Origin of the sequence: Vibrio nomapromontoriensis (assembly GCF_050337205.1) — a bacterium.
GTDB lineage: Bacteria > Pseudomonadota > Gammaproteobacteria > Enterobacterales > Vibrionaceae > Vibrio > Vibrio nomapromontoriensis.
Genome location: NZ_JAKJSS010000006.1, coordinates 464800 through 489848, shown reverse-complemented (window position 1 = coordinate 489848; position 25049 = coordinate 464800). Strand labels below are relative to the sequence as shown.

At 40.7% G+C, this 25049-nt stretch carries 17 protein-coding genes; 3 read left to right on the top strand and 14 right to left on the bottom strand.

From position 1 onward, the window contains the following. The 12 genes from tadF to L4D05_RS02170 form a co-directional block, all read right to left on the bottom strand. Positions 1–561, bottom strand: coding sequence for a tight adherence pilus pseudopilin TadF (gene tadF / locus L4D05_RS02225; RefSeq protein WP_428792903.1), 561 nt, complete (start codon positions 559–561; stop codon positions 1–3). Next, positions 555–1010 (bottom strand): TadE/TadG family type IV pilus assembly protein, encoded by a 456-nt coding sequence (locus L4D05_RS02220; protein WP_428792902.1) that lies wholly within the window; start codon positions 1008–1010, stop codon positions 555–557. Before L4D05_RS02220 ends, tadF begins: the two co-directional genes overlap by 7 nt. A gap of 3 nt (positions 1011–1013) precedes the next feature. After that, positions 1014–1721: a tetratricopeptide repeat protein gene (locus tag L4D05_RS02215; protein ID WP_428792901.1), complete on the bottom strand. Its 708-nt coding sequence runs from the start codon at positions 1719–1721 to the stop codon at positions 1014–1016. 3 nt (positions 1722–1724) lie between these two features. Then, a complete protein-coding gene (locus L4D05_RS02210; protein WP_428792900.1) occupies positions 1725–2582 on the bottom strand; it encodes a type II secretion system F family protein in 858 nt (285 codons plus the stop codon). After that, complete coding sequence (locus L4D05_RS02205; RefSeq protein ID WP_428792899.1) at positions 2579–3487, bottom strand: type II secretion system F family protein; 909 nt, start codon at positions 3485–3487, stop codon at positions 2579–2581. Before L4D05_RS02205 ends, L4D05_RS02210 begins: the two co-directional genes overlap by 4 nt. A 2-nt stretch (positions 3488–3489) precedes the next feature. After that, complete coding sequence (locus L4D05_RS02200; protein ID WP_428792898.1) at positions 3490–4758, bottom strand: TadA family conjugal transfer-associated ATPase; 1269 nt, start codon at positions 4756–4758, stop codon at positions 3490–3492. Next, entirely contained in the window at positions 4755–5993 is a 1239-nt protein-coding gene (locus L4D05_RS02195) for a nucleotide-binding protein (RefSeq protein ID WP_428792897.1), read from the bottom strand. Before L4D05_RS02195 ends, L4D05_RS02200 begins: the two co-directional genes overlap by 4 nt. A gap of 12 nt (positions 5994–6005) precedes the next feature. Continuing rightward, complete coding sequence (locus L4D05_RS02190; protein ID WP_428792896.1) at positions 6006–6419, bottom strand: hypothetical protein; 414 nt, start codon at positions 6417–6419, stop codon at positions 6006–6008. Between the two features lie 17 nt (positions 6420–6436). Next, positions 6437–7732 (bottom strand): type II and III secretion system protein family protein, encoded by a 1296-nt coding sequence (locus L4D05_RS02185; RefSeq protein ID WP_428793116.1) that lies wholly within the window; start codon positions 7730–7732, stop codon positions 6437–6439. A gap of 78 nt (positions 7733–7810) precedes the next feature. Beyond that, positions 7811–8614 carry a Flp pilus assembly protein CpaB gene (gene cpaB / locus L4D05_RS02180; protein ID WP_428792895.1) on the bottom strand — a complete coding sequence of 268 codons (804 nt, stop codon included), beginning with the start codon at positions 8612–8614 and terminating at the stop codon, positions 7811–7813. Positions 8615–8622: 8 nt separating this feature from the next. Then, positions 8623–9042, bottom strand: a complete 420-nt coding sequence (locus L4D05_RS02175; protein ID WP_428792894.1) for an A24 family peptidase — start codon at positions 9040–9042, stop codon at positions 8623–8625. Between the two features lie 51 nt (positions 9043–9093). Continuing rightward, entirely contained in the window at positions 9094–9303 is a 210-nt protein-coding gene (locus L4D05_RS02170; protein ID WP_428792893.1) for a Flp family type IVb pilin, read from the bottom strand. A 767-nt stretch (positions 9304–10070) separates the two neighbouring features. On the opposite strand from L4D05_RS02170, the gene L4D05_RS02165 reads away from it, so the two are divergent. The 3 genes from L4D05_RS02165 (at position 10071) to L4D05_RS02155 (ending at position 14600) form a co-directional block, all read left to right on the top strand. Continuing rightward, the gene (locus tag L4D05_RS02165) at positions 10071–10958 is read left to right on the top strand and encodes a LysR family transcriptional regulator (RefSeq protein ID WP_428792892.1); all 888 of its coding nucleotides are present in this window, start codon (positions 10071–10073) and stop codon (positions 10956–10958) included. A 458-nt stretch (positions 10959–11416) separates the two neighbouring features. Continuing rightward, a complete protein-coding gene (locus L4D05_RS02160; protein WP_428792891.1) occupies positions 11417–12298 on the top strand; it encodes a transporter substrate-binding domain-containing protein in 882 nt (293 codons plus the stop codon). A 1-nt stretch (position 12299) separates the two neighbouring features. Further along, entirely contained in the window at positions 12300–14600 is a 2301-nt protein-coding gene (locus L4D05_RS02155) for a putative bifunctional diguanylate cyclase/phosphodiesterase (protein WP_428792890.1), read from the top strand. A 120-nt stretch (positions 14601–14720) separates the two neighbouring features. On the opposite strand, the gene L4D05_RS02150 is transcribed toward L4D05_RS02155, so the two are convergent. Both L4D05_RS02150 and L4D05_RS02145 read right to left on the bottom strand, forming a co-directional pair. Continuing rightward, entirely contained in the window at positions 14721–15974 is a 1254-nt protein-coding gene (locus tag L4D05_RS02150) for a DUF1501 domain-containing protein (RefSeq protein ID WP_428792889.1), read from the bottom strand. Positions 15975–15986: 12 nt separating this feature from the next. After that, positions 15987–24764: a LamG-like jellyroll fold domain-containing protein gene (locus L4D05_RS02145; protein ID WP_428792888.1), complete on the bottom strand. Its 8778-nt coding sequence runs from the start codon at positions 24762–24764 to the stop codon at positions 15987–15989. Positions 24765–25049: the final 285 nt, after the last annotated feature.

Sequence of the window (25049 nt, the reverse complement as noted above, 5' to 3'; positions counted from 1 at the left end):
TTACCTCCCCACGATCACCGACTCGGAAGTGAGCCACGAAAATTTGTTTGACCAACTGCCAAAGCCTGAAAACCAAACTTGCGTGGAATAACACAGTGACACCTTATAGATCGGATGCTTATTACCATCGTTGTCAATAGGTATTAGGTGTGATTGATAAATAAGAGCAGGGACACCAGAACATCCGTCACCACTACCAATGGATACTGATTGATGCTTACCATCATTCAATGACTCAAGACTTAAGTGAAGATCACTAGAATTAGTTGCCCCAGAGTGTGAAAATATCAGACGATGGGCCAACTTATAAATATCTTCTGCGTCCGCAGTATTAATGTCGTAACGAGTTGAACCATTTACATTGTAAAAACGAGTACGATCGTTAATGATATTAACGAGTGAATAGCTAGTCCTATCTAACAATGATTGCTTAAAAATTATGTTGGCCAAACTCGCAGTAAAAAGCACCACAATAAGAATTGCTATTAAAACAAAAGCAAGCTCTATAGTGAATGAGCCTTTATTTCTATTTAACTTTTGGGGTGAGAATTGACTTACCATCCTACATGCTCCATCGTTACAATTACCGTTCGAGAGATACGACGACCAAAATAATCACCAATAACAAAAATAGGGTCGTATGCATATTCAATAGTCACTTCTTTAAATATGCATCCATTACATTCATTAACAATACCATTACTATCAATTAGACTTCGATAATCTGCATACCCTACCTGAGTAACGGTTAAATCATCTTCATCGAATGGCATGGACCAATAATTTTCGTTGATGAGCCTAGCGATACGCTCCTGATAGCTTTCTCTCATATCTGTTTGTTCATAGGTGCGCATATCTCTCGACGCTTCAGCCACAGCAATGTCTACGTAGGTGTTAAGCATGATATATCTAGATAACTCGAACAGCATCAACATAGAGAAAAATAGAATAAAACAGCCAATACCAAATTCAACCACAAATACGCCACGATGCTTATGTATCTTCATCATTGTCTACTCCGAATAGTTAAATATTATACTGATGTCGTTCTCACTAAAGTCATCTCCAAGTATTCTCGCCGCATCACCAAACTTTCGCTCTTTTATTTTCACAATCGCAAGATTGAACTTTGCTTTTTCATTGTCAGGATTAAACTTAAGCAAATCAACTAGCATATCAGTTGCCTTACTATAATTACCTTGGGAAATATAGACGACAGAAATGTTATTTTTCACCTCTTCATCATTTCCACCGTACAGTCTAGATTCGTTAAAATGCTCCACCGCCAGCCTATACTCTTCTAAGTGTGAGTAAATGATCCCATAAAGCATATATACCTGCTTATTCTGCTGTCCCGAAGCGGAAATAGACTCCAATTTATCTAGTGCTTCATTGTACCTCGTCTCTTTAACATCAATTTGAGCCGAAAGAAGTAGCACATCAGATTGCGTGGTTCTTTCTCCTTCAATCTTAGACAGATAAAACTTAGCGGAATAATTATCCCCAATCGTGTAGTAACTATTCGCAAGTTTATACAGTATACTGGCATTATTAACATCAAGCGTAAGCTGTTCCTTATATAAATCTATAAGAGCCAAGTGGTTATTTGCTATTTTATAGTTTTGCTCCAACTGGGTCGTAGTATCATTTTGCTCCCTACTTGTTGAAGTTACACATCCAGACAATATCAAAATCGCGAATGTTATTAATACTCGTTTCATAGATCACCCAAGGTCTATCGTTAACTTCATTACTGGCGGTGCCAATATAATAATTACGATTGGGAAAAGTATAAACAAAATAAGTGGCACACTCATTTTTGCAGATAGCTTTCCTATTTTTTCTTCTAAATTTAAAAGGTGTTGTTTTCGCATATCTTCAGATAAGTCTTCTAAGATAGGAGAAATTGAGGTCCCATATTGCAAATTTTGAATTAATGCCAAGCTGAAGCTTCTAACTTCTGGCACTGGCAACCTTTCAACAAGATTGGTAAGCGCCCGTTCAAGCCCCCATAACCTTGCCTCATCTGTCGTTTTTTTTAAATGAAAGCTAAGATCCTTGTCAAAAAGATTCAATTCCTCACCAAGGTATTTTAAAGAGGCCTCTATTGTCATACCTGTTTGCATACATACTGACATCATATCAATCATATATGGCAATTTGCGTGATACTTTCATCGACAAGCGCTTCTTTCTCAACTTTAAATATAAGTCAGGAATGACAATAACTGCGACCACCATACAAGTAACAGACACGATAAAATTCGTCCAGGTCACGTCTATAAATAAAAACATCAAACACAGTGCTAATACAAGTGCTGTAACTTTTAAAACATAGTAATATTTTACGTACCTTAAATTATAAAACCCGGCTTCAACAAATGTGGACTCCAGTTCTTTTTCTTTCTCTCCACTCTGCGATAAAAATTCATCTTTAACCCACTGTACAACGGACTTTTTATTATTGACACCTAAAGTAAGTCGAATCAATTTCTTTCGCTTAGCTTCCTGTATAAATATAGAACCACACAGAAAAACAAGAACTACAATTGAAAAAACACTCATTAATAAACTAATTGTCATCTCACTGACCTTATTAAATAATGAATAATTGAAAACCCAATCAACTCACTAATTAGTACATAATACAACACCGTCTTCCCTTCTGGGTCATAAAATATAAACTCTAGATTTTCCGGACTGACATAATAAAGTATAACCAAGAATGCCATTGGTAATAAGGCGACAATCTTGGCTGAAAATCTAGCTTCAGATGTCAAAGCGTTAGACTTCCTCTCTATTGTTCTCGCGTCAACGAGAACTCGAATCAATCTTGCCATAACGGATTTCAACTGTCCGCCTCGTGACATATTGGCTCTCAGCGTGATAATGAAGAAATGGAATTCAGGATAGCTATACTCTTTAAGTGCCCTTGCGAACACTTTATCCGAAGACTCCCCTACCTTTAATCGGTCGCTCATTTCAGTAAAGAGACTCCCGATATTATTATCTAACGTCTTCCCTACATAAGCCATTGCATGCATGATACTTTCACCTGCAGTCAACGCACTCATCATTATATTTAATGCATCAGGAAAGTCTTCTGAAAACTTTATTTTATTCCTTTTGACTAAATACGATATAATCATGAACATTGATAGTAACGTGGACATTATCGGAATGAATATTAACTCAATCTTAAGTACGACAATGAAAAATGCGTAATTAGCAATCATCATTAGTAATAGAGCTATTATAAACTTCGTTCCCGCTCTAGAACCTAATGAACGAATAACCAATTTATTATAATCTTTAAACCGTGCAACTATACTGCTGTTAAGATCAAGTTTTTTTTCATCTATTGCACTCGCTACCTTTTCCTGCTCAGAAAAATTTCTTAACAACATTTCCACTTTTGCTTCTCTGTTAGATTTTATATGTATCCAACAGGCAAACAGCATAATAACAATTGAGATAATATAGAGCATAATTATGTCCTAAACGCAAAGGCCAGTTCAGTTTGCAAACCAAAATAGTTCGCCTTCTGATTTAGGACTGAGCGCTGCATCAGCCCTTCAGTGACGAACTTGCCCGCCACTTTCTCCATATCCTGAGTTTGGTTTAACTCAAAAGTATATAAATCTTCAAGGACAACACTGTCACCCTCTAAACCCACAACTTCGCTAATATGAGTCACCTTTCGAGTGCCATCCCTCATTCTAGATACTTGTACAATTAGATTTACTGCACTCACGATCGTCCGTCTTATGGCATGTAGCGGTTGGTTGAGATTCGCCATCATAACCATAGACTCCACTCTAGATATGGCATCTCTTGGGTTGTTAGCATGTAAGGTGGACATCGAACCATCGTGACCAGTATTCATTGCTTGTAGCATTTCAAATGCTTCACTACCGCGGCACTCACCTAAGATAATTCGGTCTGGCCTCATACGTAATGAGTTAATCACCAACTCTCTTTGTGTAATCTCCCCTTCTTTCTCTATACTCGCTTTCCTTGTCTCTAACCTGACCACATGAGGCTGTTGAAGCTTTAGCTCTGCTGCATCTTCAATTGTAACAATCCTCTCGGCTTCTGAAATTGAGTTGGATAATGCGTTCAACAACGTTGTCTTACCGGATCCTGTGCCCCCAGATATCAATATATTGAGACGACTATGAGCGGCAATTCTAAGTACCGTGGCCATGGGTGAATTCATTGTGCCAAGACGAACGAGTTCTTCAAAGTCGATATGCTGCTTACGAAATTTTCGTATCGATATGGTTGTTCCATCAATCGCGAGTGGCTTAGTCACAATGTTTACACGGCTTCCATCTTCCAACCGTGCATCAACCATCGGATGCGATTCATCGACTCGTCTACCAACGCTAGAAGCAATTCGTTGCGCAATATCAAACACTTGCGCTTCATCGACAAAGGTAATTTCCGACGAACTGATTTTACCAAATCGTTCAAAATAGACCTGGCTTGCGCCATTAACCATGATGTCTGTAACCGTGTCATCTTCCAACAGCGGCTGAATTGGTCCTAACCCCGTGATTTCATCCATAAGGTTATTCACTAACATGGTTTTTGTTGCGCCTGACAATGGACGATAATGTTTACTCACTAATACATCGATAGCATTCTGGACTTGGCTCTTCAAATCTGACTTATCAAGTAGTGAAAGCTTAGCGACATCAAGTGCTTCAAAAATATTACCTCTAACCCAAACATATAACTCTTTATTGGTCATCATGATACTGTCCTCATAATTCTGCGAATTAGTGACGTTTTGATGGTGTGTTTTTTGCCAATAATTGTGTCAGCCAATGTAACAAATGGGTTATTTCGCTTTGGTAATACTTCCGATACTCTTTTTCCTTGAATCAGCAATTTAGAAAAGTTTTTATTGTATTCCAGTACGCCACCAAGTGGGGTTTCTAAAAAATCCTCTACTTCACTAATAGAAAGATTAAATGAGTCAGGAGGACGGTGTGCATTTAAGAAGACGATCAAACGCTTTTCCTGCAGTCCCGACTCAACTCTAGACTGAATTTCCTTAATGAACTTTTTTGCAACTCTCACCGATGAAATAGATGGTTCTGCTACAATAACCACAATGTCATTTCTATACAGAACATTATCTATATCAGGAAAGAAATTGATTGAAGAAGAATAGTCTTCAATTATAAAGTTTGCTTTTTTACCCAATAAGTCTAATGCTGATTGAACATAGCCAAACGTATTCTCTGCTTTATCTCCACCGGTCACAGAAAAAATATTTAGGTTATCTTTTACTTGAGATAAAAATCCTGATGCACCTTCCTCGTCTAAGTCGGCAAGTTGCTGCTTTAACGTATCCACGTCAAGCCTGTTATTAAAACTTGTGTTTAAAATTATATCTAAGTTAGATTCTTCATATGAGTGATCAACAAGTATTGTCTCCGCTCCGTAATTTGCAATTACATTGGCTAGTTCACAACATACTAGTGAGTTTCCTACACCACCTTTACTGCCAATCATTGCAATTCGTTTTGCTCGCCTAAATTGATTCACGCCAGCAGAGCTCACATGATTACTTGTAACATGCTTGATGAAGTCGATCATTTCAACTTTATTAATAGGCCAAAGAACATAATAGAAGCCAAGTTTCTTTAGCCCTCGCATTGTATTAATCGAGTCTTCCTTACCAATAACAATAACACTTTGTTTTGTTGAAAGTGAACTCGACAAATCAGCCGACTCAGCGAGTATTCCCTCTCCATCTTCCATTTCAATGATGACAAGATCCGATAAGGTAGAAGCGTTTGACTGTTTTAGTTCTTTCGCCGATGACACGATATTAGGAATCGACCACCCCTCAAAGCTAAACACCTCTTCAATTAAATTTTTACACTCTTTAGTCTTACCATAAAAAGTACAGGTAGGAGCGAGAGACTCTAACCCAGGGAAAGATAGGTTATTTAGTTTATCTGTCTTTTGTTCAAACAATTTCGTCACCTACTAATTCACTTTCTGTGTCAAGCGATTCGACTCTGTATAGCAATCCAAATATTTGTCATTACGTGTTATTTTCATCGGTTGGCATCGTTTATGATCTCGACTTACCGACTCAATAGTAATGGTATTTCTATCATTATTGCTGGTGCTTTCTATAATCTCTCGCTTATTACCAAGTACGTTATAGATGACCGCTTCGATCTTCTGTTTGCTTAAGCTATTTGTTGAGTTTACATTTATAGATAGAACATTCTCATTGAGGTCTATCACGGATAGTTTTTTAATGAGTATATCTTCTTGTTGTTTATCTAAACTCTTAAACTCAAATTTATGTAAAACGACTAACTCTACGGTCTCAACACCTTGACCATCCCATGGTGTCGATTTACAGCCAACGAGCAACCAACTGAATGCCATAATGAACGCCATAATCCTCATTGAATAAAGCCTCCCTTCGCCATCAACTCATAACTAATCTGTTTATATTTCTGTCTTCTTTCTATTTCAGAAATATCATCACTTTCATCGGGCTTCAGAGCAAATAGTCGACTATATATTGAGGTCGATTCTATTTTAGGGTATGAGAAACTGGACTCTTCTTGGCTTTCCACTAAGTTTACAGTTGCAATAATAACCAATTCTGTTTTCTTTCTCGTCGTCCCCGCTTTTCGAAACGCTGCACCAAGATAAGGGATATCACCCAGGATCGGTAACTTTGACATCTCTTCAATTTCTTCACTGCTCATCAACCCCCCAAGCATAAAGCTTTCTCCATCTCCTAACTGAATTGTGGTAAAAGCACGTCGTGTAGAAAATTGAGGGACTTCTATACCCGCCGCTTGCACATACCGTTCTACTGCACTTACTTCAGGTGCAATTTGTAGCTTGATATTGTCATCATCAAGAACCAATGCCGACAGCTCCATTCCCACACCGAAATTTTTAAATGTAATATTCGTTGAGTTATTATTGGTAACGACAACTGGTACTTCTCCACCCACCAAGAATTGAGCTGACTCGCCAGATAGAACTGTAAGGTTTGGTTCAGCTAATATTTCTGCTAAATTGTCATTGCCAATCGCGCTAATAAGCGTCGTTAAATCATCCGCTTTAAATTGCAAGAAATTGAACGATCCCGCTGTTTGTCCTACTGTCGACCAATCAACACCAATCGTTTCATTAAACTCTTGAGTAACCTGAGCCAACGATACTTTTACATTAACCTGCTTTGTAGAACGAACTGTCATGGCTTCAATTAGGTCCTCCCACATATAATTTCGGCTGGCTGCGACCCAATTAGGCTCTTCACTATCGTCGCCTGATGGTCGCTTGATCTTAATTTTGTCGACTTTCACATAACGAGGAATCCGTTTTTTTCCTGCAAAAGTTGCTACCATTTTGTAGATTTCTTCGGTTTGATTTTGGCTATCGGCGAAACCTCGAACCGCAATTTTCTCCCCTATAGATTCCACTGAAATATCAAGCTTTGGAAAGTAAAGTTTTAACTCGCGACGCAACCGTCTTAAATCCAAATCAACGTTAATATATTCTTGAAGTAACGTGACGTTCTCGTTACCAAAAACGATTAACTTTGCACTGCCAATCTCATTGGAAAAAATAACTAATTTCCGTTTATTGATGACTTTAAAATCGATAATGTCTGGATCGCTAACAAATACAGTTTCAATATCTCTTTTGAGTTCCAGTGTAATCGCATCATTCAAAGCCATGTCTCGTGCTGTTGCACCGCTCACAACAAACAGGCAGCTAATACATAATGCTATGTAATAAAATATCGTTGTTCTCATTTACAGCCCCCCCATGGTTTGCAAGCTATGGCTTCCTCTTAACTCGGTTACATCCTCATAGTTCGCTATCACCGATTCCATACTAGAAGGTGGGTAGTGCACTTGTTCACTCGCTGGCATTAGTTCAATATGCAGTGTACGTTTGGCGAGCATTATTCGTGTGACGTCTTGTTCTGACACTTCCAGCACTACCTGCATGACTGAGTTTGATTTCGTATTTTCGCTTTTCAATTTCTCAAGCTCTTCGTTCAACGACACGATTCGAACGTTGTGTAACAGCGTTGTGGCTCTTAATTGATTAAACTCATCCGATTGATAACGATATCGGTCATCAGATGTGTTTGATTTCGTCGAACTGATCGCGAGAACATCTACAAAATCTCCTGTCGACACATAACCTTTAATTAAATTTTCATTTGATACATTCAATGGATAGAACACATACCCTTCTCTCTGCACATACTTCAAATAACGCGGGTCTTCCGGAGAAATAATATCCTCCTCCCCAATCACTTCACCAGATGAAACCTCTCTTCTCAGCACGCTGCCCACAGGGATATCCAATTCATTCTCAAAATACGGCTCTGCCTTTTCAACGACAGTCACTCTTTTAATTAAAAGGTCTTTGTTAATCGTGTGGCCTCTCGCCATTTCGTTTTTTGAAATCCATTCAACAAATTCTACAAACTCTGTGCTTTTCGCTGCCACTTCAATAGGCGACTCTTCTTTTTGACTCACGATTCCGATGATCGCTGTGCACAGCGATATAATCATCAAAAAAGTAACTAACTTATTACTTCCCATGTAGTTCTTCACTTTAAATATGTTGCAATTATAATGCAGAAACCGATACTGATTGCCACACCATAAGGAACTCCATTATCACACTTACAAATTATTCTTTTTCCAAGATAGTATAATGAAAGAGCCCCACCAATAAGGATTGATAGATAAATAGCCTTAATGAAATCCAATCCATTCAATGAAATACAAAATGACGCGATTAGCTTTACGTCCCCCCCTCCTATCAGAGATAGCCGTAATACATAGCTTCCAATGAGTAAAACAAGTGCTGCAATGATAATCCCTTGCCATTGTTGGCTATAAATGATTAAAAACAGCCCATTGACTAGTAATACTAAAACGCAGAGCTTGTTAGAAATTAGTCGCGTAGTTATATCCTTAAAGCTAACAACGCAAGCTAAAACACATAATAGACAATATACGAACATAGTAGATAGGGCCCACAGACTAACCGTGACTAGAAAGTGGACCTAATAAAATTAGTTTACGTTACCAGTAAACGTGTCTAGCGAACTGCCTATCGCTTCAAATGCCGCTTGTAGCTCATAAACAAGCGAACCGTCCGTATTGGCAAACGCTACAGTTAACATTGCAGCCATCGCTACAGCAATAAGACCATATTCAACGGCCGTTACGCCTTGCTCATTATTTTTCAATTCTTTTAGATTGGTACACAACTTAAATAACATTACTAACTCCTGTATAAATCCCTTCCTCATCTTGAAGGTGACATAACTTTGACACTAAGCTGACAAGATGTAAAAATACAACCCAACAAACTTACTTATAGTTTAAATACATCAAAGCAAATCCATTAATCTCATTTATTCCTCAGTAAAAAACACAACTAGGCCAAAGAAAATCATCTTTTTGAGCGTAACAAAATCAACTTGTACCTCTATATATTACTAGGTGAATAGCACCACCCCAACCAATACACGCAGCATATATAAGGTTGTTTTATAATTACTGTTATTGTCACTATCGCTCACAAATAAACATTAATTATAAAAAAAACATATAATCAACTTGAAGCACAATAAATGCAGCCATACACACCAAGTAGCTGACCATAGGCAGTATAAAAAACTAACATATTAAAAAAATATAGGTTCGTTAACTACAACAACACGAGCGCCATTATATTGACATACACAAGTGTAAATTATAGTTAACATCAAAAACCTACAACAACTCCTTTATAAACATGCGGTTAAGTTAGCAACTATCACGACACCACTAGAGTGCAAGTTAGTTTTATAGTAAATACAAGAAATACTTTCAGTTGATTATTATATTTGTTATTGCATTATGTAGCTTATGAATACACGTTAATTAGCAGGTTTCACTACGGAGTGTGACATAGGTAGCATAAGTAAGTGGTATAAGAGCAAGTTGCAACATACAAAAACCAAAATAATTACAATTATATTCTATAAACAAGTGAAGTTAGCCAATGAAAATTCAAATTGATAATATTCATTCATTTATTGCAGCAGCTGAAAATGGCTCGTTTAGTGCTGCGGGAAGAAAGCTCAATAAAACTCAGGCTGCTATTAGCCTATCTATACAAAACCTAGAAGCTGACTTAGGATACTCATTATTTGACCGGAGTCGACGATATCCAGTCTTAACTGAAAAAGGAAAGTGTTTACTAAAAGGGGCCAGGATGATGGTGTCCCAGTACAATAGCTTTGTTGAGCAATCACGAAATATTTTCAGCGTAAATCCAACCAATTTTTCTGTTGGCATTGACCCGTTGGTTTGCACTCCCGAAGTTATCGATATACTCAATGACTTCTCGAAGCTGTTCCCAACAATTCGTGTAAAATTGGTGCAGCAGTCAAGTCGAATATTGCACCAACAGATGGAAAGCGAAGAATTAGATATGGCTATTGGGCTATTTGAAGCTTCTGACCGAACAAAGCTAAACTGTGTATCGGGTTATTATGTCAACTTTAGCTGGGTTGCCTCTCCTCGTTATTACGACCAAAACTTATCGAACATGCTTACTTATGAAGAATTCTGTAATATGAGAATATTGGCTGTTGACGGTATAAATAGCATAATTAATCGAGATGTGTGTGATGCGTTCCAAGTTTGGGAAGTTCAAGATACTCTTACTGCACTTTCTTTGTGTAAAAATGGTGTAGGGTTAGCTTGCTTACCAGACTTTATTGTTTCCAATGACATCGATTCCCAACACTTGACAAAAATACCACTTGCTTTTGACAAGCTTAATAAATCTTATTGCCGAACCTCAACATTGTTAAAAAAGACGTTGGACAAATCTCCGTCCTTAAGTTGGTTACAACACAAAATATCGAATATCGACAGACTATAACTTCAAGCCAAGGGTAAATAGAGGAACTCCTATTTACCCTTACCATACATAAAGTAATCTTATCTTAACCTTCAGATATATAAGATTTACTTTTTATTATTTACATCTCACTGATATTGTCGTTTTATATCCATTGTAACAAGGAGCTTACAATGAAGAATATAACCGTAAATAGATACTCAAAACGACAATTTTTAAAATCTAGTTCTATCCTTGCTGCACTGGGCATGCTTTCTACGGTATCCGATGAGTCCTTTGTTTCGATAGAAGCATCCAATCACCCGCATATAAAACCAAACAACAACTATTGGTTTGGTATAAAACAACGGTTCGTACTAAGCCCAAGTAGCACCTATATGAATAGAAGGATGATAGGCTCTACTCTGAAGTCGGACGTCAACCAAATGGTTTGCGCAACCCTTTCGTCCTATACACAACTTAGCTAGGAGGCTAAGCGAATGTTAGTGTCATATACTATTCGGTTTTCTCGTCTATTAATGCTATTTACAGTAAGTTCAATTGCTACTGCTAATGATCTTACCAACGTTTTACAACGTGGTGAACTTAGACACATTGGCGTCCAATACGCCAATTTCGTAAAACACATCACTATCAATGGACAACTCATCGTTTCAGGTTTAGATGTCGACATACTAAAAGGCTTCGCTCAGCATTTAGGTGTTGAGTATCGCTATATTCCTGCTCGCTGGGACAACGTTATTCCCCAACTAAATGGTACAAAAACTTCCGCCCCAAAAGGTGACATTATTGGCAATGGATTCACCATACTATCCCATCGCCAAGCCGTTATTGAGTACTCTAACGACTACTTCCCAAGTGCTGTGTGGGTGGTTAGCCGTACTGACTCTGCACTCAATCCAATTACCCCCACACAAAATATTAGTACTGACATTAACTCAGTAAAGGCACTTCTCAATAATCAGTCTGTACTCACTCTAGAGAATTCATGCTTGGACCCAGCCCTATATAATCTTGAATCGGTTGGGGCTAAGGTCAAAATTGCTGAATCTCACCTAACGTTGAATCAAATGATTCCCGCATTATTGAATGAAGAATCCGACACGACATTGATTGATGTAGCCGACGCCCTAATCGCATTAGAAAAATGGCCTGGTCAAATAAAAGTGTTAGGTCCAATATCTGACACGCAAAAAATGGCCTTCGGCTTTAACAAGAACTCTCATCGCTTAAGGCAAGCATTTAACCGTTATCTTTCCCACATTAAAAGCAATGGCGAGTTACTAAAGCTTGTTAACCATTACTATCCTTCGGTACATATCTACTATGGCGATTACTTCACAAGTTATAGCAGCCCCTAGCATGAAACTAATTACCACTACTATGTCTGGTAAGCGATTGCTTACATTAGCGCTAATGCTACTTACCACATACTTGACATCCGTTATTGGGATTCTGTTTTTTATCCAAAGTGAACTCAATAACTCACAGCAACGAGAGCTTGATATGGAGCTTTCAAGTAGCTCACTGCTGCTAGAAAACCTATTTCGATACGCTAAATATGACATAGAAAATCTCGCGACAAGTGAAGAGGTCACCACTCTAGTCTCTAACACAGCCTCAGGCATGTCCTTAAGGTATGGACTCAGCGCGACGATTTTTCGTCTAAATCAATTCCTATTAGATGAACAACAAAAACAAAGAATCAATAATAAACTTGTTTATTCTCGCCTCAGCTTTATTAGTTTTGATGGTACATTTATCGCTGACACCACGGAAATCCCATTCGATGAACAGCCCATCATGCAAGCTCTCGATGATTCTACTTCAACCATTTTAAAAGCTATCGTTGTGGAGGGCGTAACTGAAATTGCACTAATTAAAAATGTTTACTTCGCAGAGAAACCATTTGGCCGTATTGTCGTGTTTATTAATCAAGAAACACTAAAAGACGCTTTAACAAACCGAATCGATTACACAAGTAAAACCCGCTACGAACTAACCCACGCAACCGGTATCATCCATTTAGTTGATACTTACTCTGATTTCAAATACACCGCTAAAAGTTCGTATTTAACTCATAGCATAACCGATACCCCATTCAACTTAAGCGCTTGGAGTGAACCAATCAATAAAAGCGAAATATTCACCTCCTATTGGTTTATTTCAGGGTTTTCGATCATCTCTATCCCTATCATTATGGGTATTTTCTATATCCTGTTTGCGAGCAATATCAGCACCATCCTCGAGACTAGAGTGAGAGAAAGCCAAAAACAAGAACGTCTATTGAACAAAAAAAATGAAGACCTCATTAAAGAAGTGTCTCGACGAGTTGAATCGGAGATGCAGCTTGAGTATCAGGCAACGCATGATTCACTCACTAATCTACCTAATCGATTTTATGTGAATAATGAACTAGAAGAGCGATTAGACCTTGCTAGCCAAAACGAGTCGAAATTGGCGGTCATTTTCATCGATTTAGATAATTTCAAATCCATTAATGACACTCGTGGCCACCTATTTGGGGATCAAATTCTTCAGTCTATGGCCTGCCAATTATGCGCAGCAAAAAAAGACAACCACTTCTTAGCGCGGTTCGGGGGAGACGAATTTGTTTTGATCGCGTCAGACATCGAATCTAAGCAAGCAGTGGCGACTATTGCCGAAGATTTGCTGGCACTTTTTGGACAACAAATCACCATTGATAATGAAACTATCTCAGTAACGGCAAGTATAGGTGTTGCCCTTTATCCCGACGATGGCAGCAGTGCCCAGCAGTTATTGAGTAAATCTGATATGGCCATGTACAATGCAAAAAAGGATGGAAGGAATAGTATTGATTACTATCGCGATTCTGTAAGCATTGAAGTCAACCAAAATTTTCACATTGAGAACCGACTAAGACTTGCGGTTAAAAACGAATCGTTAGACGTCTATTACCAACCTATTGTCAATCAAGAATCTAACACCATCTGCGCAGCCGAAGCCCATATTATTTGGGAGGACGCGATTTTAGGCGCGGTGGAACCAGAGGTATTCCTCCCTATTGCTGAAAAATGTGGTCTTATCCACCAAATAAGTAACTTTGTGTTCACCGAGTCCTGTAATGCAGCAAAGACGTGGCAATCATGTTCATCAATAAAGCTACACATCAACACTTCCTGCTTACCGCTAAAAAAACCCGATATGCTACTCGATTACCTCTCTCACGCGCTAGTTGATTCAGGGTTAAAAAATAACATGGTAACGTTAGAGGTATCAGAAACTATCCCTTTTTACTCCATACCTAATATTGCTACTTTGTTTGACGACCTCTCTGAAAGAGGCGTTAACTTATTATTAGATAATTTTGGATCAGGCTACTCGTCATTGAGCTTTTTGAAGAACTACCCATTCACGACATTAAAACTAAAATCGTCATATACGGCTAATGAAACAAAAGATCAATCCGAACAACTTTTGATCAAAGCACTCATCGATATATCTAACATTTTAGGGCTAAAAATCACAATTCAAGGAATAGATACACCAGAGCAACTGTGTTTTATCAAGAGTATAAAATGCGACTCTTTCCAAGGAGACGCAATTGGAAAAGCCATGAATAAGCATGATTTCTATGAATTACTTGCAACATCATTACACCCAAAAACCATATCTGCCTAATTTAGATCTAGAGGAGCTTGAAGAACGAAGCCCACTCTCTCATCGCTAATAACTTATAAAATGGGCACATATAAAAAGGCCACTACCTATTGGTAGTGGCCTAAATCATAGGAATAGCCTTTAAATATTAATAGGGTTAACCACCCCAAGAGCATACTTAATACCTTGTTCCGTCTGATTTAACCCCAAGTGTTCTCGCACTAAGTAATGAACATGCTCTGGTGTAAGGTACTCACCATTGCTCTCATCTACTTCCAACGTACTCATGTCTATTTTATGCGCGTAATGGCCACTTGTCGTCGACCCTATCACTTTATTGCCGAACCCAGCGTTTTGATTCATCACTAAGAAACTACCGACAGGCCAATGATCTTTACCTGCCCCCTTATTGTAACTTGGTGTTCTGGAAAAGTCGGACCCGACTAAAACCGTAAGACGATCGGCAATCCCCCCAGCTTCAGCGACATCCCATACATAATCAATTTGCCTTGTTAACGCCTCTAGACTGTCTATTTGCCTTGCATCATTATCTGCATGGCTGTCAAATCCACCGCTACCGATATCGGCACTTGATGTATAGCCTGAGCACAGTCCAGCCATCATAAAAACAAACGTTTCGTTAATTCCATCTGGTGCATTTTCGATTAGCGTCTTATGGTACTCAGCCAAATTATGCAACGACTGACTCTGTTGTTTTGTTTTATTGTATTGGCGGACTCTTTCGCTATCTCCTTCGAGTAAGGAACTACGCTCTAACAATCGGTCAATCGCCGATGAGTGGGCGCTTTCAAGCAGCGCCTCCTCACTATCCATGTACACTTGCCGTGTTAAATTTCCCCCTTGGTGATAAGGGTAAGCCGCCCGAGATATTTGATCATCAGAGCTACCTGATAAATTAAATCCCGATACAAGACCTTTAGTATTTTTATACGCCAACGACGTCATAAATGGAATCGCTAACTCTGAGCTCGCATTGCTAGAGTTCAGAGCTGATAATGTCGGGTGCGTTCGAGCAATTTTTCCAGATGTCGAATATATCGCCCCTGACGTGTGATTCACAGTGTTCATATTTACGCCATTTATCACCAAGGTTTTATCACGATGCTTTTCGAAAAAATATTTGTTATTGGCAACAGGAGCATAGCTTATTTCCCCAGTTTTACCTGGGGATGCCTCTTTTGACCAATTTGTTATTACAGGCTTACCCACTTCATTAACTTTGGGGTCACAGAAGTACGTCACATCCCAGCCCCCATTTGCGTTGATGTAAATAAAGTATTGGTCTAGATCATTACTCTGACCAAATGTTAATCGAGGAATAGTGGTTGTTATTGTGCTTATCCCCAACATTTTTAGGAAGTTTCTTCTTTTCATCTCAATCACCAACTATTCATGACCAAATCTAAAGTCCATTAAAAGATACGTTAACAATACTTGCCATGTGTTTAACGAATTGTTTGGGTCTGAAAGATCATAATCTACTTCATTTTTAGTAAAGTCGTATATACATCGTCCATCTCTAGATAAGTCATGCCCATCGGCCAATGCGGCTCTATTATCCAACGTAGATGCATACAGTTCATATGCTTTCTGTACTTCAATACTATCTATCGAAGTATTTTCTCCCCACATTACATTAATCAACTCTGATATTTTGCTGAGCACCTTATTCTTTTCTTCACCGACAGCGTATCGCGTATCCTGCTGCCTCCAGGTCACGTCAATGACTACATCACCATCATATTTTGGCCTATTTTCTAGTGAAATAGAGTAATTACCTGTTTCTGGTATATCGAGATTTATTCTGATATATCGTGAATAATTACTCCCCCATGTTGAAATAGACTCTCCATCACTATGGGCGGTAAAATTGTGTTCAATGACACCTGTTTCAACCAAGCTTTGCAAAGTTCCTTCTACAATAGAATGCCCATCCTCATCACGAACAGTAAGGTAGCGAGCGATAAACCCACCCTCAGCAAACCTCAGTGTGATGATATTCATCCCCTCGCCAGAAAGAGACGAGAACGTCTTATTGTTAGTTCCCGCTAACGCATCAATTGTCACACGTTTATCGAGGTAGATTCCTGGTACATCCGACGATGATATTCCAGAAAACAACTTTTTCCGGTCAGCTTTAAACTCATTGACGATAATGGAGCATGATGCCGATATCGCTTGTGCTTTGAGTAATCCATAACCGATTGGCGATATTTCTCTTTGTCTGGCCCTGACAGAGTCAGAATCTATTCCCCCTAGATTAACTTGCTGACTTAGCTGTTCAAATAGGTGCTCAGTGGTCGTCCAATCTCCATACTCATTGTATGAATAACCGGTAATACTTTCGAACTTATTGACGAGTTCTTCCGGCGTCAACATGCGGTAGCTTTCAAGTCCAGAAACGGAGGCATCCGCTTTAAACTCAGCTCGGAAATAGTCAGACATCAACATATCCACCAGTAACGTCTTAATATTCATATTTGAAGCTAAGAACTTATCTGCCAATTCCTCGACTAACACTTGCTCATATTCATAGATTGCCAACTCATTTTCATAGTCTGGCGATTCCACATCCGGAGCAATTCTAAGCTCACGGCTAAACAGTGCCGGCCACCAAAAATTAACCGTTCCTGTAGCAAACCGTCGGTCCTGAACTAATCTCTCGGCTAACCATTTAATCGGAACTTCACCTTGAGGGGTGTCCGTTCCATAGTAACCTGCAGGACGAATATCTCGGTACCAAGTTTCATTAGAATCGAAGATGTAATCCTCACGATAACTAGCCACTAATGAGTTCTTCCCACCGATAACTTTATATTGCCCTTCATGACCATAGTCTTGGAATCCCGCAGCAATAGGGTCCATGGTTATATGGCAGTTCGCGCACGCTGGATTATCCATCGTAGGGTTTTCATCAGCCGTGACATCATCGGTCGATACGGTCCGTGCTAGGTTAGTTTCAATGTCATAGTTAAGGAATATCTTCATCGTGTTGTTCGCACGCGTCCGATGAAAATTACTGTCCGTGTTGGCATAGGTCCATAAGTAACCGTACATCGATAAAATGCCAGAGTGAGGACGGCTGATCTTCAACATTTCATCCGTCCAAACCCTGTCACGAGAATTACCCGCATAGGACGGTAAACTGCCATCCTTTGATACGTGATAATTCTTATCCTTCATCGCGATATATTTACCTTGTTCTACTTCTTGACCAGCAAAGTGCTTTGCGGTCGAAGTTGAAGCCATAGTGTAGTCTGCAGTTAACACTTCACTATATGGTTTCTCTTTGGATACGACTTTCCACACGAGCTCTAAAGGGGCATTCGCAACCTCTTTAGAAAAAGTGATGCCATCATTATAAGTGCCATTTTCACCCAGATTTTCAAAGACACTCAAGGAGTGAGGATAACGCCAATAATAGAAGTTATTAGCATAATCTTGTCTACGATAATCATTCATGCGAAGTAGTGACTTAGTATGCAATCTATCGTTTGCGGATGTTAAAATGAACGCTTTAAAACTCGAAGTATTACGTGTGAGGAGAGCTAGCTCTTCCTTTAGCTTTTCCTCACTCCAACTTCTAGCACTTAGCATCGTTTTCTGTGTTGGGATTTCCCCTTGTAGCAACAAAGACGCTTTCCTAAAGGTTTTATCTCTCGTTTCGAGCGTAAATAAATCCGAATCTTCAGGTTGCTCTTCAATAACTTTATTAAATGCTTTGTATAGAACCGCCCTTAGTACCTGCCATTCATTACTCGATTCAGCAAAGACCGTAGACCCACCATGATTCACTTTACCCGCGGGTTTCGCTAGTATCGTTTCAATCTCAGGATCAAAATCACGAACATAATTCATGAGTCGATCCGCATTATTTTGAACCGTTAGGTCATCACTCCCTGAATCAAATTTTAAATTACTAAGCTCAGCAGCACCTCCGGGTACATGACATTTCACACACGCTACTTGAATAAGACGCTTATTCACATCTTTAAACGTTGCTTGCGCGGGATCAATATCGATCACGGGTGGTTTCATACTCAACAATGGATCTTTTGGATAGCCATCATAAACATCTAGCACACCATCATTATCATCATCGTTATCCGCATTATCACCGATACCATCCCCATCGGTATCTAACCATTCACTGCTATCTTTTGGACTCCAGTCGTTTTCATCAAAATACCCATCATTATCGTCATCCCTGTCAATACTATCCGGTATTCCGTCATTATCGGTGTCAAGACCTATAGCACTATCATTGGCAGATAAGTCGTCACTATCTTTTACTCCATCCCCGTCATTATCTCTAGCAAGTGCGAACACCTCAGCTTGAGTCAAAGCCATATTAAATATCTTGAACTCGTCAATTCCTTTCAATGGAGAAACAATATGTAACCTTCCATCTAACCTCCAACGGTCGACAACATCGTGTCCAGCGGCGAGCGATTTACCATTCACGTAAAGGACAAAGTCTCCACCATCATAGGTGACTGCAATGTGGGCCCAGCCTTTCAATTGTGGTTGGCTGGCTGATTTAAACAGTTCGATATCAAGTCTATATATGGACAATGAATAATCTTCATTAACATTCACACATAACCAAGTACAACGGTTTAAGCCGACGTAGTTTCCTTCTTCATATCCTGTAAAGTTCATCCAATATGACAAACTAAAGCTTTCGAGGAACTCTGGCGTATTCAAAGGAAGGCTACTGGTTTCTAATGCTCGTCTTCTTGGACTAAATGCGGCCTCACCGACGGCGCCAGGCACAGCTTCAAAGTAGTTATTTGCAAACAGGTCCGGACCCGGGACTCTATTTTTGTAGCGCCAGTAATTAGCATCACCAGTGGAATCGTCATTAATGATTTGACTACTTTGGTCAAAGCTATAATCGACAATGAGTTGGCTGTGCAATACGTTTGAGTCTAACGGTGCCTCATCCATGGAATCTGGAATACCATCGTTATCGTCATCCCAATCTCTTGAGTCGACAATCCCATCATTATCACTATCAACATCAGCGTCCAACGTAAACGTAACCTCTGACGTTGGATTGTCGGCGGTTAACGTGGTTTGGAAACCAGCAGGAATGCTTCGATGCCCCTCACTCGTAATGACCTCCAGTCGATAGTACTGCAATGGCAAATCAATAACGGGCTGAACGTCTTGTGAAGACACAACGACCTCATGATGGACATTGTCGCCCAGAATGCGCACCGAAATGGATTCCGTTGTCGATGAATTTAATCTAAGCGAAATTTTTCCAGGCTTGATCGGTGCTTCTGTTTTATTGCCCCATACGTCGTACCACAAATAGTTGGCGACTTTCTGGCGACATAAGCTATCGCACGCCGTAGCGAACATGCTATTCACTTTCGTTTCCAGTTGTGCTAACGAGCGGTCTGACCACTCTTCCTTTTTGCTTTCGGTGAGTAAATCGGGTGGATAGATACTCCCTTCAGCGTGACAGCCCATGCAATTCTCTTCAAAAAGAGCCTTCCCTGTCGTACTGTCCCCACTCATGGCCCATGTTGCGGTTACCTCTGGTGTTCGGCCGCTTACACTTAATTTCTGGCTCGAAGGTACTGGTGAATAAGCCCCCACCTGCGACACCACTAATTCATAGTCACCTAATGCTAATTCATCCAGCACTAACGTGCTGTTCCAGGCCATTTGATGGCTAGATTGATAATTCTCTCCGGTAATTGTTACCGATTGCTGCTCATTCACCACATCAAAACCAGGAGAGCGTGGTGTCGTTAGGGTCACACTCCCTGAATCTGCCGTGACTTCATCGTAGTTAATTCCCCACGCTATGGCTTTGTTGTCGCGACTAAGTGACTGGCTTTGCGGAGCATCTAATTCGGCAAGCCAATCGCTCAAGTCCAGTACTTCTAACGTATACTCTCCGTCTATCGCACCATGAATCACCAATGGCTGACCACCAAAACGCAGTGTCATATTTCTCACGTAGCCCAACGGATCCGTTAACCGAACACCAACGCGCTCATTAACTAAATCATCACTCGGGGCAACAGGTGGGGTAATGGTCACTGTTGTGTCCGGTAGTACGCCTTCACTTGGCTTGATGTGTACTAGACTGTCCATCGCATCATCAGACATCAGCATACTGCCATCGGGCAATGTCAAGAACGCCACTGGGCGACCATTACAAGAGCCATCAAAGCAGATGTAACTTCCACCAAATGTCTTCATAAATGGGATCGCATCAATTTGATAGTCAATCTCGCCTCGCGCGTTCATCCCTACAAGCTGAACATTGATGCCTTCATGATCTAACGTGCCACTGCCATGTTCGGCTATCCAGAGTTGCTGAGCACCAAAACTCGCGGGTAATAAGTTGTTAAATTCAATCCCTAATGGAGCGGAATGACCTGCGATGCTCAGCGCTGGTGCTTGGTAGTTCTCAACGCGAATATCTGACAATGGAATATTGAGCCCTTCACCATTATCTTCTTCATCTTGAGATACCCCGAGCTGCTCATAACCATAAACGTAAGGCGCACCAAAGTGCTGCCCTTCTTTCGTCACGTGGTTAAGCTCATCGACAACACCTTGAAATTCAGGACCTAACCCGGTTGCTTGACGGCTATTGTCACTAAACCAAAGGTTTTGTGTCTCTGGGTGGAAATCAAAACCGACAGTGTTACGAATGCCTTTCGCGGCAATGGTGTAATCACCCGTGTCTAGGTCGTATTTTAAAATGGTGCCAAAGCGCTCGTCTTCGATGCTGCAGGCATTACACGGCTGACCAACGGGAATATAAAGGCTGTTCTCATCTGGATTTGGACCGAAACGAATAAACTTCCATTGATGATGGATTTGCCCTGCTTGCGATCTATCGCTAGTATCAAGCTCACTACCCGGTAATGTCAGCAATTGCTCCATATCAGGGAAGGTGGTGAAATTCGCATCAATATGATTGATACGATATAGACCATCGACATCAGCAATATACAAGGTGCCATCTCGATACGCTAAGCCGCTGGGCATATTCAACCCATCAGCAATCACTACGGGCTCTCCCACATGCAACGTGTTGATATCAAAGGGCATACCATACACTTTATCTTCTGTTCGCGTGGCGGCGTAAAGAACACCGTTACCTAACGCCAATTGACGAACATTACCCAGTCCTGTTTTCAGTACATCAATACTCAAACCAGGCAAGGCGCGCTGATTGACAAACGACGTATCTGGAGTTAAGCGATACCTTAATGACAGCGCATTCGGCACCGCTTCTGCATCGCTTAAATCCACCACTTTCGGCGTCCTAAAGGCTTGTAGACCTCGAATTGGCTGAGCATACACGCTGTACTTTTGTGCTGGTAACGTAATGTTTTTCAGCTCACCAAATGGCACACTAAGCGGGTAGCTTTCAGAGCCATGGCTAAAGAGAATTTGTGCCATTAAGTCGTGGCCGTTTTCTTCAATACTGACCGATAACGTCACACTCTTAGAGTGATTGGGATCCKTTGGATAGGCATCGTTTTTATCCAACACACCATCGCCATCATCATCCAGATCCGCGTTGTTACCTATCCCATCACCGTCGGTATCGGTATCTTCTKCAGGGTCAAACGGAAACGCATCTATCGTATCTGGTGTACCATCATTATCATCATCCGTATCAGCGTTATTACCGATTCCATCCTTGTCGCTGTCTAACCACTCATGCGGATCGTTAGGAAAAGCATCGATCAAATCAATGTGCCCATCATCATCAGAATCCGGCGCGGCACTCGCAGCATAAATCGCGGCCACTTGCGAGGCGCTTAACGCATGACTGTCCACTCGCCATTCGTCTAACTGACCTTGGCCTAAACTATAAAACTTCGTTAATGAGCCACTGCCATCGCCCAACACCATTTGTGACGTATCAAAATAAGGAAGGCGAACGTTAACCTCATGGACAATTAACTCCCCATCGAGGTAAATCGATACGTCCCCAATACTTGAGTATTCATCACGACTGACACTGGCAAACGTCAGGGTAACAAAACCTTCCGCTGACTCACCCTTTTTGATTGACCAGAGATGGCGTTTTAATTCAACGCCATCTTCTCCGTAAACTAAACTGCGTATTCTCAGTTCACCCTTCGCAGTTTTTTCAAGCAATAAGAAACCACGTTGTGATTCATTGATGGCTGCAATGCTGATCTTGCCTCGGGTAATATCCAGATCGCTGGTTTGTACGCTAACAGAAAAATCCCCCAACGCTGGGCCATTTTTAAGTACTAACTTTTGAGTTTGATCGCCAACAAATTGCAGGCCACGCCCCGTACGCATAATCGCTTGGTCATATTCTCCTAACTGCTTCACATCCTCACGCGCGTGAGAAGAGCTATCGAAGGTCAAATTATCGACATCCTCAAACGATAGATGCAATAGCGGCGCTAACTCAGGGGAGCGCGCGTTAAACGTCATATTGGCGAAACGAAAACTGCCTTCTGTCGCGGTCACGGTGAGCGTTTGCTTGCCAGCCGGTAGGTAGACGGTAGGGATAGTAAAAGGTTGGAAGTCTCTTGCCGCTCCCGTTTGAAAATCCAGTGTGGTGCTGCGCTGTCCTTCCACTTCCAGTTCGAGTGTTGACGCCCCTTTACTGCCGAGTGAAAACGTCACGTCATAATAACCCGCTTGAGCCACATTAATGGCATAACGCAACCATTCTCCTTTGCTCATCCGACTAATGTGTAGACCTGCTGTTGCATCATTCTCAATGTCAACGCCATCTGCGCCACGATAGCGAGACTCACCACCATCACTGTCTAGCGCGTCAATATAATCTACAGCATTAATCAAAGAAGGTACTTGAACCACCGCGACCTCTGAGCGGTGCTCATCATAAGGGTAGGCATCTTCTGCATCGATAATACCGTCGTTATCTTTGTCATCGTCATGCTCATCACGAATTCCATCATGATCATAATCYAGYGAGCTRTGCAAACGACGCTCAATACTGTAATTGTCGGGGCCATTACTTGATACGGTTTGAACGAGTTGTACGTCSCCCACTTGGATAAGGTTCACCGTCTCTGTGGTGTGGTTTTGCTCGGTATCGTGAGTGGTATCTTCTGTTAATCGATACTCCCAGTCTCCCATTCGTTTCCAGTTCTCTTGTAGCGAAAACGTATCAACTGATAGTTCGGCAATCTCACCATCAACCAACAACGTTGCTCCGTCATTAACGGAGATGGCAAGAACGCCTAAKGTTTCCTCGGTGCTTTCTGCTTTACCATTCGCACCGGGATAAAACAGTGCACTCCAGAAACCGGAAAAGTCTAACTGTTTGATACGAGTAAATAAGCTGCGCTCATCACTCTGAGTTTGTGGCTGCGCCACCACACTAGGAATATGGTGCCAGTTCATGCCCAATTGACTGGCGTCTGAAAATGACCACTGCTGCCAGAAATCATGTGAGGATTTATTAAATCGTGCGGCCAAGAGCTGCAAGGTCTCGGATTGATACTCTTGAGCCTCGATAATGAGGTAATCGATATTGGCGTGAAAATTGGGCATCCCAGGCCAAGGACGCACACGAAGTTGCCAGTTACCCGCCGCATCTTGACGGCGCTCGATTACGCCAGAGTCTCGCATCGTAGCGGTATCGAATGAACCACCTATCACTTGGTATGCTGAGGTCAATAGAACGGGCTCAATATATTGCAAAGCCGGAAATAGCGTCTGCCACTCCTCCGACAATGTCATGGACCCTTGTTCTATTTTTTCAATATTAGTGGTAACGCTTTGCGGTTGGGCTATTAGCTGAGTCGATGCACTCGATAATCTGATACGCCCATCTATCACTCTTAGCTCAAGTTGTTGAATGTCAGTCGCCAATTTTATTGCGTAGTCACGTACCGAACCAGAAACCTTAAGCGAAGCGATACGCTCTTGATTAGCATAAACTTCAGCGTAGGACGCTAGGGATTGCGCTGTATTTTCCAATTCAAAAATAAAAACGCTATCTAATGAAGTATCTACATCACTAACATAAAAACTCTGTTGGTTATCTAGCACCAATGGTTGTGTGACTCGCTCATCACTATTTGCATTCGAATAAGCCACGGATGTTAGCGTGCTGATAATAGTAAATAAAAATACTACCCACCCCAGAATTGCTTTCCTATTTGTCATTTCACATTCCCTATATTGGTGAGTAGAATTCCGACTCATAAATAACAATCAAATATTATCAGTCAAAACCAATTACCGTCAAAAAAAACCTAAATACAGGGATTAGCTTATAGCTATTAAAACAAACACTGATAATTACGCCAATAAAATGACATTTCTATGCGTCAATAAAATGTCTAACTTTATAATTTAAGATAATATAAAAGTACCATTAGCAACATTTATAGGTGCATTAATACGTTGATAAAAATACATATAATAGTATGTTAGTATTCGATCCGAGCA

What these genes read in the sequence shown, in the direction of transcription:
- L4D05_RS02165 (WP_428792892.1), top strand. Translation starts at nt 10,071, where the DNA reads ATGAAAATTCAAATTGATAATATTCATTCATTTATTGCAGCAGCTGAA.
- L4D05_RS02210 (WP_428792900.1), bottom strand. Translation starts at nt 2,582, where the DNA reads ATGACAATTAGTTTATTAATGAGTGTTTTTTCAATTGTAGTTCTTGTT.
- L4D05_RS02175 (WP_428792894.1), bottom strand. Translation starts at nt 9,042, where the DNA reads ATGTTCGTATATTGTCTATTATGTGTTTTAGCTTGCGTTGTTAGCTTT.
- L4D05_RS02205 (WP_428792899.1), bottom strand. Translation starts at nt 3,487, where the DNA reads ATGCTCTATATTATCTCAATTGTTATTATGCTGTTTGCCTGTTGGATA.
- L4D05_RS02190 (WP_428792896.1), bottom strand. Translation starts at nt 6,419, where the DNA reads ATGGCATTCAGTTGGTTGCTCGTTGGCTGTAAATCGACACCATGGGAT.
- L4D05_RS02155 (WP_428792890.1), top strand. Translation starts at nt 12,300, where the DNA reads ATGAAACTAATTACCACTACTATGTCTGGTAAGCGATTGCTTACATTA.
- L4D05_RS02200 (WP_428792898.1), bottom strand. Translation starts at nt 4,758, where the DNA reads ATGATGACCAATAAAGAGTTATATGTTTGGGTTAGAGGTAATATTTTT.
- L4D05_RS02220 (WP_428792902.1), bottom strand. Translation starts at nt 1,010, where the DNA reads ATGATGAAGATACATAAGCATCGTGGCGTATTTGTGGTTGAATTTGGT.
- cpaB (WP_428792895.1), bottom strand. Translation starts at nt 8,614, where the DNA reads ATGGGAAGTAATAAGTTAGTTACTTTTTTGATGATTATATCGCTGTGC.
- L4D05_RS02185 (WP_428793116.1), bottom strand. Translation starts at nt 7,732, where the DNA reads ATGGCTTTGAATGATGCGATTACACTGGAACTCAAAAGAGATATTGAA.
- L4D05_RS02150 (WP_428792889.1), bottom strand. Translation starts at nt 15,974, where the DNA reads ATGAAAAGAAGAAACTTCCTAAAAATGTTGGGGATAAGCACAATAACA.
- L4D05_RS02160 (WP_428792891.1), top strand. Translation starts at nt 11,417, where the DNA reads ATGTTAGTGTCATATACTATTCGGTTTTCTCGTCTATTAATGCTATTT.
- L4D05_RS02215 (WP_428792901.1), bottom strand. Translation starts at nt 1,721, where the DNA reads ATGAAACGAGTATTAATAACATTCGCGATTTTGATATTGTCTGGATGT.
- tadF (WP_428792903.1), bottom strand. Translation starts at nt 561, where the DNA reads ATGGTAAGTCAATTCTCACCCCAAAAGTTAAATAGAAATAAAGGCTCA.
- L4D05_RS02170 (WP_428792893.1), bottom strand. Translation starts at nt 9,303, where the DNA reads ATGTTATTTAAGTTGTGTACCAATCTAAAAGAATTGAAAAATAATGAG.